Here is a 13,564-nt window from a genome sequence, read left to right as displayed (position 1 = left end):
CCGGGTCCCGTTCTGTTTCTGTGGGCCCTCGAGCGAATCGGCGTCGACAACCACATTTTTCTCGGATTCCTGATCACCGCGGTATCGGCCCTGACGGTTCCGTTGGTGTTGTCGGCGGTACGTGACTCGGTCGGCGAGGAAGCTGCCCGGCGGTATCTTCCGGTGCTCACCCTCGCGCCGTACGCGATCTGGGTGGCCGTCAGCCTCGACGGCCTCGTCGCCGCGCTGGGCGCCGCCGCGATCGTCGCCGGCCTGCGCGCCAGTCGCCGGCGGGTCCGCGGCCGGCCGGCGATGGGCTGGGCCCTGCTCGCCGGCCTGCTGATCGGCCTCGCGGCCCTGTTCTCCTATTCAGCGCCCTGGCTGGGCCTGTCACTGGTCTGCGTGTACTTCGCGCGCAGAAGGGCCTTCCTCAACGTCGCGAGCGGCGTCGGCGCCCTGTTGCCGATCCTCGGGGCCCAGGTGCTCGGCTTCGCCTGGACCGAGGGCCTCGTCGCCGCCGAGACCGACTACGCGAGCCGGGTCGCGCCGTACCGCTCGGTGCTGTGGTGGAGCGCGATCAGCGTGGTCGTCCTGCTCCTCGCGACCGGCCCGGCGCTCTACGCCAGCGCGCGGAAGGTACGCAACACGGCGGCGTGGCCGTTTCTGGTCGGCGCCGGTGCCGCGGTGGTCTTCTCGATCGCGGCCGGGCTGGCCCGGGGCGGCGTCGAGCACGCTTGGCTGCCGTTCTTCCCCTGGCTCACGGTCGCCGCGGTGGCGGCGGAGAAGCCCGCCGGAGAGCTGCCGCCCACGCCGCCGCTGCTGGTCGGCGTGGGCGCCGTTCTCGCGATTCTCGTCGAGGCCACCCTGGTCACGCCATGGTGATCAGGCCAACTCGACGAGCTCCAGCAGGTCGTCGCTCCAGGCGTCCTCGACGCCGTCGGGCAGCAGGATCGCCCGATCCGGCTTGAGGGCCGCCACGGCGCCCGGGTCGTGCGTGACGAGGACGATCGCCCCGGGATACCGCGCGATCGCGTCGAGCACCTGCTCCCGGCTCACCGGGTCGAGGTTGTTGGTCGGCTCGTCGAGCAGCAGCACGTTGGCGCCCGAGCAGACCAGCGTGGCCAGGGCCAGCCGGGTCTTCTCGCCGCCGGACAGCACGCCCGCGGGCTTGTCGACGTCGTCGCCGGTGAACAGGAACGCGCCGAGGATCTTGCGCAGGTCGGTGTCGTTCTGGTCCGGTGCCGCCGAGCGCATCAGCTCGAGGATCGTCCGGTCGACGTCGAGCTGCTCGTGCTCCTGTGCGTAGTACCCCAACTGCAACCCATGGCCCGGGACGACCTCGCCGGTGTCCGGGGTGAGCTCGCCGGCGAGCATGCGCAGGAGCGTCGTCTTGCCGGCACCGTTGAGGCCCAGGATCGCCACCCGGGAGCCGCGGTCGACGGCGACGTCGACGTCCATGAAGATCTCGAGCGACCCGTACGACTTGGAAAGCCCCCGCGCCGTCAGCGGGGTCTTGCCGCAGGACTTCGGCTCGGGGAACCGCACCTTGGCGACCCTGTCGGCGACGCGGACCTCTTCGAGGCCGTCGAGCATGCGCTCGGCGCGACGGGCCATGTTCTGCGCGGCGACGGTCTTGGTGGCCTTGGCCCGCATCTTGTCGGCCTGCGCCAGGAGGGCGCCCGCCTTCTTCTCGGCGTTGGCCCGCTCCCGCCGGCGACGCTTCTCGTCCGTATCGCGCTGCTGCTGGTACAGCTTCCAGCCGACGTTGTAGAAGTCGACGGTGGCACGGTTGGCGTCGAGATACCACACCTTGTTGACGATCGCGTCGAGCAGGTCGACGTCGTGGGAGATGACCACGAGACCGCCCTTGTGCTGGGACAGGAACCCGCGCAGCCAGGTGATCGAGTCGGCGTCGAGGTGGTTGGTCGGCTCGTCGAGCAGCAGGATGCCGCCGCCGGTGGCGCTCGCGTCGCGGAAGAGGATGCGGGCCAGCTCGATGCGGCGGCGCTGGCCGCCGGAGAGCGTGCCGATGGTCTGGGCGAGCACGCGGTCGGGGAGGCCGAGGTTGGCGCAGATGCGGGCGGCCTCGGACTCGGCCGCGTAACCCCCGAGACCGGCGAAACGGTCCTCGAGCTGGCCGTAGCGGCGGATGAGGCGCTCGTCGTCGCCGAGCTTCGCCTCCAGGGCCTTCATCTCGGCGTAGATCGTGTCGAGGCCGCGGGCGGACAGCACCCGGTCACGCGCGGTCACCTCCAGGTCACCCGTGCGCGGGTCCTGAGGCAGGTAGCCGACGGGGCCCCGCCGCTCGACCTGACCGGAGTGCGGGGTGCCCTCACCGGCGAGCACCTTGAGGGTGGTGGTCTTGCCGGCCCCATTTCGGCCGACGAGGCCGATGCGGTCGCCGGGCTGGACGCGGAGGTTGATGTCGCTGAGCAGGATGCGCGCACCCGCACGCAGCTCAAGACCGGTGGCCGTGATCACAGAGGACTCACTCTCGGACAGAGGGGAAGATGGGCAGACTCCTGGTGTCGAACCGGGGGTCACTCCCTCTGCGTGATCACGGCGATATTCTACCGTGCGGCCCCGGTCCGGCCGCCACACGATTACGCCACAAGATCATCGGGTACCGATCGAGGCAGACGCCGGTCGATACACACAACCCCGAGGTGTGCGATGGAGTTCAACGACGATGCCGATCTCGACACCAGCCAGGTCAACGACCGGCGGGGCTCGGGCGGCGGTGGGTTCGGCGGAGGCGGCGGCCTCGGCGGCATCCCCATCCCGATCGGCGGCGGCAAGGGCGGCCTGATCATCACGATCATCATCCTGGCCGTCGTCATCTGCGGCGGTGGCGGGCTGTTCGGCCGCGGGCTGCTGGGTGGCGGTGACGACCAGGCCGACAACACCAACATCAACAAGCAGTGCGACAAGAGCAACCCGAACCGGTTCAAGAACGCCGACTGCCGCAACGTCCTCTACATCAATTCGGTGCAGGCGTACTGGAAGAGCGAGCTTCCGGCGGCGTTCGGCAAGCAGTACGAGCAGGCGAAGACCAACTTCTTCAGCGGGGCGGTGAACACCGGCTGCGGGCAGGCCGACTCCGGCGTCGGGCCCTTCTACTGCCCCGCGGACCGCCAGGTGTACATCGACCTCACCTTCTACAACGAACTGTCCAACCGCTTCGGCGCCTCCGGCGAGTTCGCCGCGCCGTACGTGATCGCCCACGAGTATGGTCACCACGTGCAGAACCTGCTCGGTACCAATGCGCGGGCGCAGCAGGGTGCCCAGCAGGGGTCCGACTCGGCGTCGGTGCGGCTGGAGCTCCAGGCCGACTGCTACGCCGGCACCTGGGCGAACCACGCGACGGAGACCAAGGACCCGCAGGGTGACGCCCTGTTCAAGTCGATCACCGAGTCCGACATCGCCGAGGCGATCCAGGCCGCCGAGGCCATCGGCGACGACACCATCCAGAAGCGGTCCGGCGGCCGGGTGAACCCGGACGCGTTCACCCACGGCACGTCGGCACAGCGCAAGCGGTGGTTCCTCCAGGGCTACAACACCGGGGACCCGCGCCAGTGCGACACGTTCAACACGAGCAACCTGTGACGCTCCTGCAACACCTGCGGGAGGTCTACGCCGGCGCCGCCGACCCCGAGAAGGCGGCGCCGATGCGCGCCTACATGCGGGACCGTTTCGAGTTCCTCGGCATCACCAGCGCACCCCGCCGGGAGCTGACCCGGCAGGTACTCAAGGGCCGACCCGGACCGGCCGAGCGCGACCTCACCGAGGTCGCGCTCGGCTGCTGGGCGCTACCGGAGCGCGAGTACCAGTACTTCGCCTGCGACTACCTGCGCCGGTACGCCGCCGCGCTCACCCCGGCCGCGCTCCCGGCGGTGCGGACGCTCATCACCACGAAGTCGTGGTGGGACACCGTCGACATCCTGGCGTCGAACGTCGTCGGGGTGATGGTCGCCGGCCACCCGGCACTCGTGTCCACGATGGACGCCTGGGCCGCCGGGAGCGAGCTGTGGCTGGCCCGCACCGCGCTGCTGCACCAACTGCGGTACAAGGAGCGGACCGCGGCCGACCGGCTCTTCGGCTACTGCGCGCGGTGGGCCGGCGAACGGGACTTCTTCATCCGTAAGGGCATCGGCTGGGCCCTGCGCGAATACGCCCGGACGGATCCGCGGGCCGTGCGCGAGTTCGTCGCCGCGCACCCCGAGCTCAGCGCCCTGTCGGTCCGCGAGGCAACGAAGCACCTCGAGAAGCAAGGCCGCGAAGTCGAGCCCAACAACCCCCGGTAAACCCCAACAAACCCGACAATTCGGGCGCGGGCCTCGCGAGGTGTCGCCGCGGAGGCGTGCCGGCCGGCACGCGTTTCTAACCCAATCCGCCGACAGGCCGCTCGACCCCAAGATCATGGGAAAGATGCGGCTGGCCCGATAGCCATATCTTTCCCATGATCATGAGGTCGAACGGTCCGCGGCGGCCGGCATCCGCACGACGGGCTCCGCTTGCCCACGACCGCAGATCCACGCACCGGCCCTCCCCCGATTCCGGGCGGAAAACCGGTGGATCCGGTACCTCCCGTGGGCGAGACTCGGCGCCATGTCGAGCGTCAGATGTCGTTGCCGTGCCGTCGTCCCCGCGGGGGAAGGCGCCCGCCGACAGCAGCGCTCCCTGACGGAGGCGAGCCGCAAGCAGCGGTCGTGACGCCCGGCCTCGGCGAGGTGGTGGTCTCGGGCCTCCTCGCCGGATACGGGGTCGCCATGCCGGTCGGCGCGATCGGCGCCCTGATCGCGGCCCTGGCCGCCCGCACCTCCTGGAGAGTCGGCGTCGCCGCCGCGCTGGGCGTGGCCACGGCCGACGGCCTGTACGCGGTGGTGGCCGTCCTCGGTGACGCCGCCCTGGCCGGACTGATCGAGCCGATCTCCGGCCCGCTGCGGTGGACGGCCGCCGTGGTCCTGCTCGCGCTGGCCGCGAAGACGGCGACGGACGCCCTGCGACGGCGCGGCGCGGCCGCTACCGCCCGGAAGGAGGACGGCCGGATGAGCCGTCCTCTGGGTGCGTACTTCGCGCTGCTGGGCCTGACCCTGCTCAACCCGGCGACGATCGTCTACTTCGGCGCACTGGTCCTGGGCCGCCGCGCGGACGACGGCCTCTCGGCGTCGGCGGAAGCGGCCTGGGTGACGTCGGCGTTCGTGGCCTCGGCGAGCTGGCAGCTACTGATCGCCGGCGGCGGCACACTGCTCGGCAAGGTGCTGACCAGCCCGGGAGGCCGCCTCTGGACGGCCCTGTCGTCCAGCGCCGTGATCGCCGTACTGGCAATCCTCCTGATCCTCCCGTAACCCCTTTCCGCGTCGATCTTGCAGTTGTGGTGCCGCGACACTCCCGCGATGTCCGGGTTTGTCAGGCACCACAACTGCAAGATCGACGCGGAAATGGGGAGGGGGTCAGACGTTGAAGCCGAGGGCGCGGAGCTGGTCGCGGCCTTCGTCGGTGATCTTGTCCGGGCCCCACGGCGGGAGCCAGACCCAGTTGATGCGGATGTCGGAGACCAGGCCGCCGCCCGGACCGGTGCACAGTGCCTGGCGGGCCTGGTCCTCGATGACGTCCGTCAGCGGGCAGGCCGCGGACGTGAGCGTCATGTCCAGCGTCGCGACGTTCTCCTCGTCGACGTGGATGCCGTACACGAGGCCCAGGTCGACGACGTTGATCCCGAGCTCCGGGTCGACGACGTCCTTCATCGCCTCTTCGATGTCGGCGAGCGCCGCGGTCATGGCTTCTCCTCAACAAATCCCGCCCGGCTGACCGCGTCCTTGTACGCCATCCACGGCAGGAGGGCGCACTTGACGCGCGCTGGGTACTTCGCGACGCCGGCGAACGCCACCGCGTCCTCCAACACTGTCTCATCCGGCTCGACCTGCCCACGCCCGCCCATCAGCTCGGCGAACGCCGTGTGCCGGTGCAGGGAGTCGGTCACCGTCACGCCCTTGAGCAGGTCGTACAGCACACTCGCGGAGGCCTGGCTGATCGAGCAGCCCATCCCCTCGTACGAGATGTCCGACACCACGTCGCCCTTGAGCGCGACGCGGAGCGTGACCTCGTCGCCGCACGTCGGGTTGACGTGGTGCGCCTCCGCGTCGAACGGCTCGCGCAGTCCCCGGCCGTGCGGGTGCTTGTAGTGATCCAGGATGATCTCCTGGTATAGCTGGTCGAGCTTCATCAGGCGAAGACCTTCCGCACCCGTTCGACGCCCCGGACGAGCGCGTCGATCTCGTCGGTGGTCGTGTAGAGGTAGAACGACGCCCGGGTGGTCGCCGGCACGCCGAAGCGCACACAGGTCGGCCGCGCGCAGTGGTGCCCGACGCGGACCTGCACGCCCTCGTCGTCGAGGATCTGCCCCACGTCGTGCGGGTGCACGCCCTCGACGGTGAACGAGATCGTGGCACCCCGGTCCACGGTGGACTCCGGCCCGATGACGCGCACCCCGGGCACCGACCGCAGGGCGTCCAGCGCGTAGGCGGTGACCGTCTTCTCGTACGCCTCGATGGCCGGCATCCCGACCGCGGTGAGGTAGTCGACGGCCGCGCCCAGGCCGACCGCCTGCGCGATCGGCGGCGTGCCGGCCTCGAACCGCGCCGGTGGCGGCATGAACGTCGTGCCGGTCATCGACACCGTCTCGATCATCGAGCCGCCGCCCAGAAACGGCGGCATCGCGTCGAGCAGCTCGAAGCGGCCCCACAGCGCGCCGATGCCGGTCGGGCCGAGCATCTTGTGGCCGGTGAACGCGACGAAGTCGGCACCCAGCGCGGCCACGTCGACCGGCAGGTGCGGCACCGACTGCGAGCCGTCGAGCAGCACCAGCGCCCCGACCTGCCGGGCCTTGGCCACGAGGACGCCGACCGGGTTGATCGTGCCCAGGATGTTGGAGTAGTGCACGAACGACACCAGCTTGGTGCGCTCGGTGATCAGCTCGTCGATCCGGGACAGGTCGAGACGGCCCTCGTCGGTCATGCCGAACCACTTGAGCGTCGCGCCGGTCCGCTGCGCGAGGAGCTGCCAGGGCACGATGTTCGAGTGGTGCTCCATCTCGGTCACGACGATCTCGTCGCCGGGCCCGAGCCGGAAGCGCGGGTCGTCGGAGGCCGGCGTGAACGCGTGGGCGACCAGGTTGATCGCCTCGGTGGAGTTCTTGGTGAACACGATCTCGGCCGCCGCCGGAGCGCCGACGAACGCGGCGACCTTCTCGCGCGCGCCCTCGAACGCCTCGGTGGACTCCGTCCCGAGGGTGTGCACCGAACGGGCGACGTTGGCGTTGTGCCGTTCGTAGTGCTCACGCACCGCGTCGATCACCTGGCGCGGTTTCTGCGAGGTGTTCCCCGAGTCCAGGTAGACCAGCGGGTTGCCGTTGATCTGCCGGTCGAGGATCGGAAAGTCCTTGCGGATCGACTCCACGTCGAGTGCGTTCATGTATCCGGTCCCCTATGCGACGGAGGCCGGACCCGCACCGGCCAGGTAGCGCTCGTAACCCTGGGCCTCGAGCTGCTCGGCCAGTTCCGGGCCGCCTTCCTCGACGATCCGGCCGCCGACGAAGACGTGGACGAACTCGGGCTTGATGTACCGGAGGATGCGCGTGTAGTGGGTGATCAGCAGCAGGCCGGTGTCGCCGTTCTCCCGGACCCGGTTGACGCCCTCGCTGACGATGCGCAGCGCGTCGATGTCGAGGCCCGAGTCGGTCTCGTCGAGCACCGCGATCTTCGGCTTGAGCAGCTCCAACTGCATGATCTCGTGGCGCTTCTTCTCGCCGCCGGAGAAGCCCTCGTTGACGTTGCGCTGTGCGAAGGCCGGGTCCATCTGGAGCTTCTCCATGGCGCCGCGCAGCTCACCGGCCCAGGTGCGCAGCTTCGGGGCCTGACCGTCGATGGCGGTCTTGGCGGTGCGCAGGAAGTTGGCCACGGACACGCCGGGGACCTCGACCGGGTACTGCATGGCGAGGAACAGCCCGGCGCGGGCGCGCTCGTCGACGGTCATGGCGAGGACGTCCTGGCCGTCGAGGGTGACGGAACCGCCGGTGACCTCGTAGCGGGGGTGGCCGGCGATGGAGTACGCGAGCGTCGACTTGCCCGAGCCGTTGGGGCCCATGATGGCGTGGGTCTCGCCCGCGCGTACCGTCAAATCCACCCCGGCCAGGATCGGCTTCAGCTCGCCGTCGGGCAGCTTGACCGAGACCTGTAGGTTGCGGATCGAAAGCTCGCTCACTTGGTAACTCCGTTGCTCGGGTTCAGGTCGATGTAGACGTCGCCGTCGCGGACCTCGACGGGGTAGACCGGGACCGGCTCGGTGGCCGGCAGGCCGGTGGGCTCGCCGGTGCGCAGGTCGAAGCGCGAGCCGTGCAGCCAGCACTCGAGGGTGCAGCCCTCGATCTCGCCCTCCGACAGCGGCACGGCGGCGTGCGAACACTCGTCGTAGACGGCGTAGAAGTGGTCGTCGTCGGCGTGCACGAGCGCGACGTCGGTCCCGTCGACGGTGACCCGCACGGCCTCGCCCTTGGCCACGTCAGTGGCCGAACACACCCGGATCATCATGCACCGGCCGCTTCGAGTCGTGCCTCGATGGCCGCGCCCAGACGATCGCGCAGCTCCTCGACCGGGATCTTGTGCAGCAGCTCCGCGAAGAAGCCGCGCACGACCAGCTTGCGGGCCTGGTCGTCCGGGATGCCCCGGGACATCAGGTAGAAGAGCTGCTCGTCGTCGAAGCGGCCGGTGGCGCTGGCGTGGCCGGCCCCGGCGACCTCGCCGGTCTCGATCTCCAGGTTGGGCACCGAGTCGGCGCGCGCCCCGTCGGTCAGGACCAGGTTGCGGTTGATCTCGTACGTGTCGGTGCCGGTCGCCTCGGCCCGGATGAGCACGTCGCCGACCCAGACCGTGTGCGCGTCGTCGCCCTGCAGCGCGCCGCGGTAGGCGACATAGCTGCGGCAGTCCGGGACCGAGTGGTCGACGAGCAGCCGGTGCTCCATGTGCTGGCCCGCGTCGGCGAAGTAGAGGCCGAACGCGTCGATCTCGCCGCCGCGGCCGGTGTAGTCGACGCTGGTGTACTGCCGGACCAGGTCACCGCCGAGCGTCACCTGCACGTGGGTGACCCGGGCGTCGCGACCCAACCGGAAGCGGAGGTGCTGCGCCTGCACCGCGTCGGCGGCCCAGTCGGTGACGGTGACCAGCGTCAGCTTGGCGGCGTCACCGACGACGACCTCGACGTTGTCGGCCAGCGTGACCGAGCCGACCTGCTCCAGCACGACGGTCGCCTCGGCGAGCTGCCCGACCTCCACCACGGTGTGGCCGTAGGCGACCTCGGTCGTCGAGCCCACCAGCCGGATCACGGCCGGGGCCTCGACCACCGCGTCACGCGCGACGGAGACGACCAGGGCCTCGGTCGCCGAGCCGGCCGCGAGGGCGCTGATCCGGTCGAACGGGGTCAGCGCCGAGCCGACGCGCGGGTCGCCGCGGTCGACGGTCGACACGGTGACCCCAGCCGGCAGCTCGGCGGCCTCGGCCTTCGGCGGGCTCGCGCCGGGGCCGGCCGTCGCCGTCGCCAGGCCCCGCAGGCGCTTGAGCGGCGTGAACCGCCACTCCTCCTCGCGGCCGGTGAGCGCCGTGAAGTCGGCGACGTCGAACGAGCGGACCTGCTGGGCGCGGGTCTTCGGGGGGACCAGGACGGGGGCGCTCATCCGACAGCGCCCTCCATCTGCAGCTCGATGAGCCGGTTGAGCTCCAACGCATACTCCATGGGCAGTTCCTTGGCGATCGGCTCGATGAAGCCGCGCACGATCATCGCCATCGCCTCGTCCTCGGTGAGGCCGCGCGACATCAGGTAGAACAGTTGGTCGTCGCTGATCTTCGAGACCGTCGCCTCGTGCCCCATCGCCACGTCGTCCTCGCGGATGTCGACGTAGGGGTAGGTGTCCGAGCGAGAGACGGTGTCCACCAGCAGCGCGTCGCACTTGACCGTGGACTTCGAGTGGTGCGAGCCTTCGAGGACCTGGACGAGGCCGCGGTACGAGGTGCGGCCGCCCCCCCGGGCGATCGACTTCGACACGATCGTCGAGGAGGTGTGCGGCGCGGCGTGCACCATCTTGGCGCCCGCGTCCTGGTGCTGGCCCTCACCGGCCATGGCGACGCTCAGGACCTCGCCCTTGGCGTGCTCGCCGGTCATGTAGACGGCCGGGTACTTCATCGTGACCTTGGAGCCGAGGTTGCCGTCGATCCACTCCATGGTCCCGCCCTCGTGGCAGACGGCGCGCTTGGTGACCAGGTTGTAGACGTTGGTCGACCAGTTCTGGATGGTGGTGTACCGGCAGCGGGCGTTCTTCTTCACGATGATCTCGACGACCGCGGAGTGCAGCGAGTCGGACGAGTAGATCGGCGCGGTGCAGCCCTCGACGTAGTGCACGTAGGCACCCTCGTCGACGATGATCAGCGTCCGCTCGAACTGGCCCATGTTCTCGGTGTTGATCCGGAAATACGCCTGGAGCGGGATCTCCACGTGCACGCCCTTCGGCACGTAGATGAAGCTGCCGCCAGACCAGACGGACGTGTTGAGCGAGGCGAACTTGTTGTCGCCCACCGGGATCACCGTGCCGAAGTACTCCTTGAAGAGCTCCTCGTGCTCCTTGAGCGCGGTGTCGGTGTCCAGGAAGACGACGCCCTGCTCCTCGAGGTCCTCACGGATCTTGTGGTAGACGACCTCGGACTCGTACTGCGCGGCGACACCCGCGATCAGCCGCTGCTTCTCGGCCTCGGGGATGCCCAGCTTGTCGTACGTGTTCTTGATGTCATCGGGCAGCTCGTCCCAGCTCGCCGCCTGCTTCTCCGTCGACCGGACGAAGTATTTGATGTTGTCGAAGTCGATCTGCGACAGGTCCGCGCCCCAGGCGGGCATCGGCTTGCGGCCGAACAGCCGCAGTCCCTTGAGCCGCAGGTCGAGCATCCACTCAGGCTCGTTCTTCTTCGCGGAGATGTCGCGCACGACGTCCTCGTCGAGACCCCGGCGCGCCGAGGCTCCGGCGGTGTCGGAATCGGCCCAGCCGTACTCGTACCGGCCGAGGCCGGCAAGCTGATCGGCAGTCGTCATCTCACGTTCCTTTGCCTATCGGGACGGGCGCCGGGATGCACCGGTGCCGGAATGTGGGTCGTGCACACGCCATCGCCGTTGGCGATGGTCGCGAGTCGCTGGACGTGCGTGCCGACCAGGCGGGAGATCACCTGGGTCTCGGCCTCGCAGAGCTGCGAGAACTCGGCGGCGACGTGCGCCACCGGGCAGTGGTGCTGGCATAGCTGACCGCCGGTGGCGATCGTGGAGGCGCCGGCCGCGTAGCCCTCCGCGGTCAACGCCTTCGCCAGCGCCTCGGCGCGGGCGAGCGGGTCGTCGCCGGCCTCGGCCATGGCCGCGCGGCAACGCTCCTCCAGGCTCTCGACCTGGGCCGCCGCGAACGCGGCGACCTCTTCCTGGCCGCCGTGGTCGGCGATCCAGCGCAGGGCCGCGGTGGCGAGCCCGTCATAGGTGTGCGGCAGGGCCTCGCGGGCGGCGTCGGTCAGCGTGAACACGCGGGCCGGCCGGCCCCTGCCACGCCTGCCGCGGTCGGGCCGCTCACGGGACTCGACGAGCCCTTCGGCGAGCATCGCGTCGAGGTGCCGGCGGACGCCGGCGGGGCTCAGGCCGAGCGCCAGCCCCAGCTCCGTGGCGGTGGCGGAGCCCTGCTGGAGCAGCAGCTCGGTGACCCGGTCGCGGGTCCTGACGTCGATCATGACGGACGGCGGGCACGCGTCGGCGACAGCGGGTCGTGTCACGTCGGCGTTTTTCACAACACCAACGTTACGTAAATCACCGACCCCCGGCAAACCGCCGTCCGGGTGATCCAACCCACGGAAGGCAACCCTAACCACCCCTCGGTTGCGTTGATCTTGCAATTGTGGTGCCTGACAAACCCGACATTCTGGGAGTGTCAAGACACCACAACTGCAAGATCAACGCGGCGGAGGGGGTGCGGGCCGGGCCGGGAACCGATATGTAGGCTCGCGTAGTATCAGCGCGTGCTGCGCTTCCTGTTCCGGCTGCTCGACAGCAGGGCCACGCTGCGGCGGACGGCCCTGGCCACCCTGGTCGCCAACATCGGCATCGTCGTCACAGGCGGTCTGGTGCGGCTCACCGGGTCCGGGCTGGGCTGCCCGACCTGGCCGCGCTGCACCGACGACTCCTACGTCACGACGCGCGAGATGGGCTTCCACGGCGTCATCGAGTTCGGCAACCGGACGCTGACCTTCCTGATCGGGTTCATCGCCGCCGTCGCGGTGCTCGCGGCCTGGCGGCAGCGGCACCAGGTGCCCGGGATCCTCACCGGCGCGGTCTGGGTGCTGCTGGGCATCGGCATGCAGGGGGTCATCGGCGGCGTCACCGTCCACATGGCGCTCAACCCGTGGATCGTCGCGACGCACTTCCTGGCGTCCATGGTGCTGATCGCCATCGCGTACCTGTTCTGGTACCGCACGAAGGAGATCCCGCCGAACTGGACGGCGCCCAAGGCGATCCGCACCGGCGGCGCGCTGATCACCCTGGTGAGCGCCGCCGTGCTGGTGCTCGGCACGATCGTGACCGGCAGCGGCCCGCACTCGGGCGACACGCGGGCCAGCCGCACGGGCTTCGACCCGGCGGCCATGTCACAGTTGCACGGCGACGCGGTGTTCGTGCTCGTCGGGCTGTCGGTGGCGCTGTGGCTGGGGCTGCGGGCGCTGAGCGCCCCGCTGCGGGTGACCAGGGCGGCCGCCACGCTCGTGGTCGTCGAGCTCGCGCAGGGTGTGGTCGGCTTCGTGCAGTATTTCACCGGTCTCCCCTGGCCGGTGGTCATCCTGCACATGCTCGGCGCCTGCCTGGTCTGGACGTCGACGCTGAGCCTGCTGCTGTCGCTCACCCCGCGCCGGGCCGGTCAGCGCTCCGAGGACCGCGACCACTCGCTCGCGAGCACCGCGTAGAGCAGGTCGTCCGTCCACTCGCCCTTCCACCGGCCGGCCTGCACGCACAGCCCTTCACGGCGGAAGCCCAGCCGCTCCAGCAGCCGCGCGGAGCGCTCGTTGCGCGCGTCGAGCGTGGCGCGCACCCGGTGCAGGCCCTCCTCGACCAGCAGGAAGTCGACGATCCGGCGGACCGCCTCGGTGGCGTAGCCGCGGCCCTGGTGCTCCGGGGCGAGCGTGAACCCCAGCTCCGCCTGCCGGCCGCCGTCGCCGCGGTTGACCCCGACGTCGCCGACCAGCTCACCGGTCTCCCTGGCCTCCACGGCGTACTGGAACCAGCCCTCCCGCCCGGGATCGAGACGCGCCGCCTCGGCGACGAAGGCGATGGCGTCGCCGAGCGAGAACGGCGCGTCCCACGACTGGTAGCGGGCGACGTCCGGGTCGGAGCGGTAGGCGGCGAGGACGGGAGCGTCACCCGCGCGGAACCGGCGCAGGATGAGCCGGTCGGTCTCCAGCAACACGCGACCACTGTACGGTCGCCGCCGCGCACAACACGCCGATGCCGTCGAGGGCGTAGGCGG

15 protein-coding genes are annotated in these 13,564 nt (G+C 70.2%); 5 read left to right on the top strand and 10 right to left on the bottom strand.

Features of this window, described 5'->3' with window-relative positions:
* The first annotated feature begins 105 nt into the window (after positions 1-105).
* Positions 106-861, top strand: coding sequence for a hypothetical protein (locus Drose_RS09730; RefSeq protein WP_260727841.1), 756 nt, complete (start codon positions 106-108; stop codon positions 859-861).
* On the opposite strand, the gene Drose_RS09725 is transcribed toward Drose_RS09730, so the two are convergent.
* Complete coding sequence (locus Drose_RS09725; protein ID WP_260727840.1) at positions 862-2,460, bottom strand: ABC-F family ATP-binding cassette domain-containing protein; 1,599 nt, start codon at positions 2,458-2,460, stop codon at positions 862-864.
* A gap of 192 nt (positions 2,461-2,652) precedes the next feature.
* Here Drose_RS09725 and ypfJ point away from each other — a divergent pair, with 192 nt between their 5' ends.
* The 3 genes from ypfJ (at position 2,653) to Drose_RS09710 (ending at position 5,327) form a co-directional block, all read left to right on the top strand.
* Positions 2,653-3,585 (top strand): KPN_02809 family neutral zinc metallopeptidase, encoded by a 933-nt coding sequence (gene ypfJ, locus Drose_RS09720; protein ID WP_260727839.1) that lies wholly within the window; start codon positions 2,653-2,655, stop codon positions 3,583-3,585.
* Positions 3,582-4,283: a DNA alkylation repair protein gene (locus Drose_RS09715; protein ID WP_260727838.1), complete on the top strand. Its 702-nt coding sequence runs from the start codon at positions 3,582-3,584 to the stop codon at positions 4,281-4,283. The genes ypfJ and Drose_RS09715 overlap by 4 nt, the downstream gene beginning before the upstream one ends.
* A 465-nt stretch (positions 4,284-4,748) precedes the next feature.
* On the top strand, positions 4,749-5,327 hold the full coding sequence (locus Drose_RS09710; RefSeq protein WP_260729677.1) for a LysE family transporter: 579 nt from the start codon (positions 4,749-4,751) through the stop codon (positions 5,325-5,327).
* A 105-nt stretch (positions 5,328-5,432) separates the two neighbouring features.
* Here the strand turns inward: Drose_RS09710 and Drose_RS09705 are convergent, their stop codons facing one another.
* Genes Drose_RS09705 through Drose_RS09670 form a run of 8 tightly spaced genes read right to left on the bottom strand, consistent with a single transcriptional unit; the run spans position 5,433 to position 11,783 of the window.
* The gene (locus Drose_RS09705; RefSeq protein ID WP_260727837.1) at positions 5,433-5,759 is read right to left on the bottom strand and encodes a metal-sulfur cluster assembly factor; all 327 of its coding nucleotides are present in this window, start codon (positions 5,757-5,759) and stop codon (positions 5,433-5,435) included.
* Entirely contained in the window at positions 5,756-6,205 is a 450-nt protein-coding gene (sufU, locus tag Drose_RS09700; RefSeq protein ID WP_260727836.1) for a Fe-S cluster assembly sulfur transfer protein SufU, read from the bottom strand. The genes Drose_RS09705 and sufU overlap by 4 nt, the downstream gene beginning before the upstream one ends.
* Entirely contained in the window at positions 6,205-7,452 is a 1,248-nt protein-coding gene (locus tag Drose_RS09695) for a cysteine desulfurase (protein ID WP_260727835.1), read from the bottom strand. The genes sufU and Drose_RS09695 overlap by 1 nt, the downstream gene beginning before the upstream one ends.
* Positions 7,453-7,464: 12 nt before the next feature.
* Positions 7,465-8,241, bottom strand: coding sequence for a Fe-S cluster assembly ATPase SufC (gene sufC, locus Drose_RS09690; protein WP_260727834.1), 777 nt, complete (start codon positions 8,239-8,241; stop codon positions 7,465-7,467).
* Positions 8,238-8,564: a bifunctional 3-phenylpropionate/cinnamic acid dioxygenase ferredoxin subunit gene (locus Drose_RS09685; RefSeq protein WP_260729676.1), complete on the bottom strand. Its 327-nt coding sequence runs from the start codon at positions 8,562-8,564 to the stop codon at positions 8,238-8,240. The genes sufC and Drose_RS09685 overlap by 4 nt, the downstream gene beginning before the upstream one ends.
* Positions 8,564-9,706 (bottom strand): Fe-S cluster assembly protein SufD, encoded by a 1,143-nt coding sequence (gene sufD / locus Drose_RS09680; protein ID WP_260727833.1) that lies wholly within the window; start codon positions 9,704-9,706, stop codon positions 8,564-8,566. The genes Drose_RS09685 and sufD overlap by 1 nt, the downstream gene beginning before the upstream one ends.
* Positions 9,703-11,109, bottom strand: a complete 1,407-nt coding sequence (gene sufB, locus Drose_RS09675; RefSeq protein WP_260727832.1) for a Fe-S cluster assembly protein SufB — start codon at positions 11,107-11,109, stop codon at positions 9,703-9,705. Before sufB ends, sufD begins: the two co-directional genes overlap by 4 nt.
* Entirely contained in the window at positions 11,106-11,783 is a 678-nt protein-coding gene (locus Drose_RS09670) for a helix-turn-helix transcriptional regulator (protein WP_260729675.1), read from the bottom strand. The genes sufB and Drose_RS09670 overlap by 4 nt, the downstream gene beginning before the upstream one ends.
* Before the next feature lie 288 nt (positions 11,784-12,071).
* Between Drose_RS09670 and Drose_RS09665 the strand changes: the two genes are divergently transcribed.
* Positions 12,072-13,004: a COX15/CtaA family protein gene (locus tag Drose_RS09665; protein ID WP_390891429.1), complete on the top strand. Its 933-nt coding sequence runs from the start codon at positions 12,072-12,074 to the stop codon at positions 13,002-13,004.
* On the opposite strand, the gene Drose_RS09660 is transcribed toward Drose_RS09665, so the two are convergent.
* Entirely contained in the window at positions 12,959-13,504 is a 546-nt protein-coding gene (locus tag Drose_RS09660; protein WP_260727830.1) for a GNAT family N-acetyltransferase, read from the bottom strand. The two genes, Drose_RS09665 and Drose_RS09660, sit on opposite strands and share 46 nt — an antisense overlap.
* Between the last annotated feature and the right edge of the window lie 60 nt (positions 13,505-13,564).

It is taken from the genome of Dactylosporangium roseum (assembly GCF_025264685.1).
GTDB classification, from domain to species: Bacteria; Actinomycetota; Actinomycetes; order Mycobacteriales; family Micromonosporaceae; genus Dactylosporangium; species Dactylosporangium roseum.
This window is presented reverse-complemented; position numbering and strand designations above follow the sequence as displayed.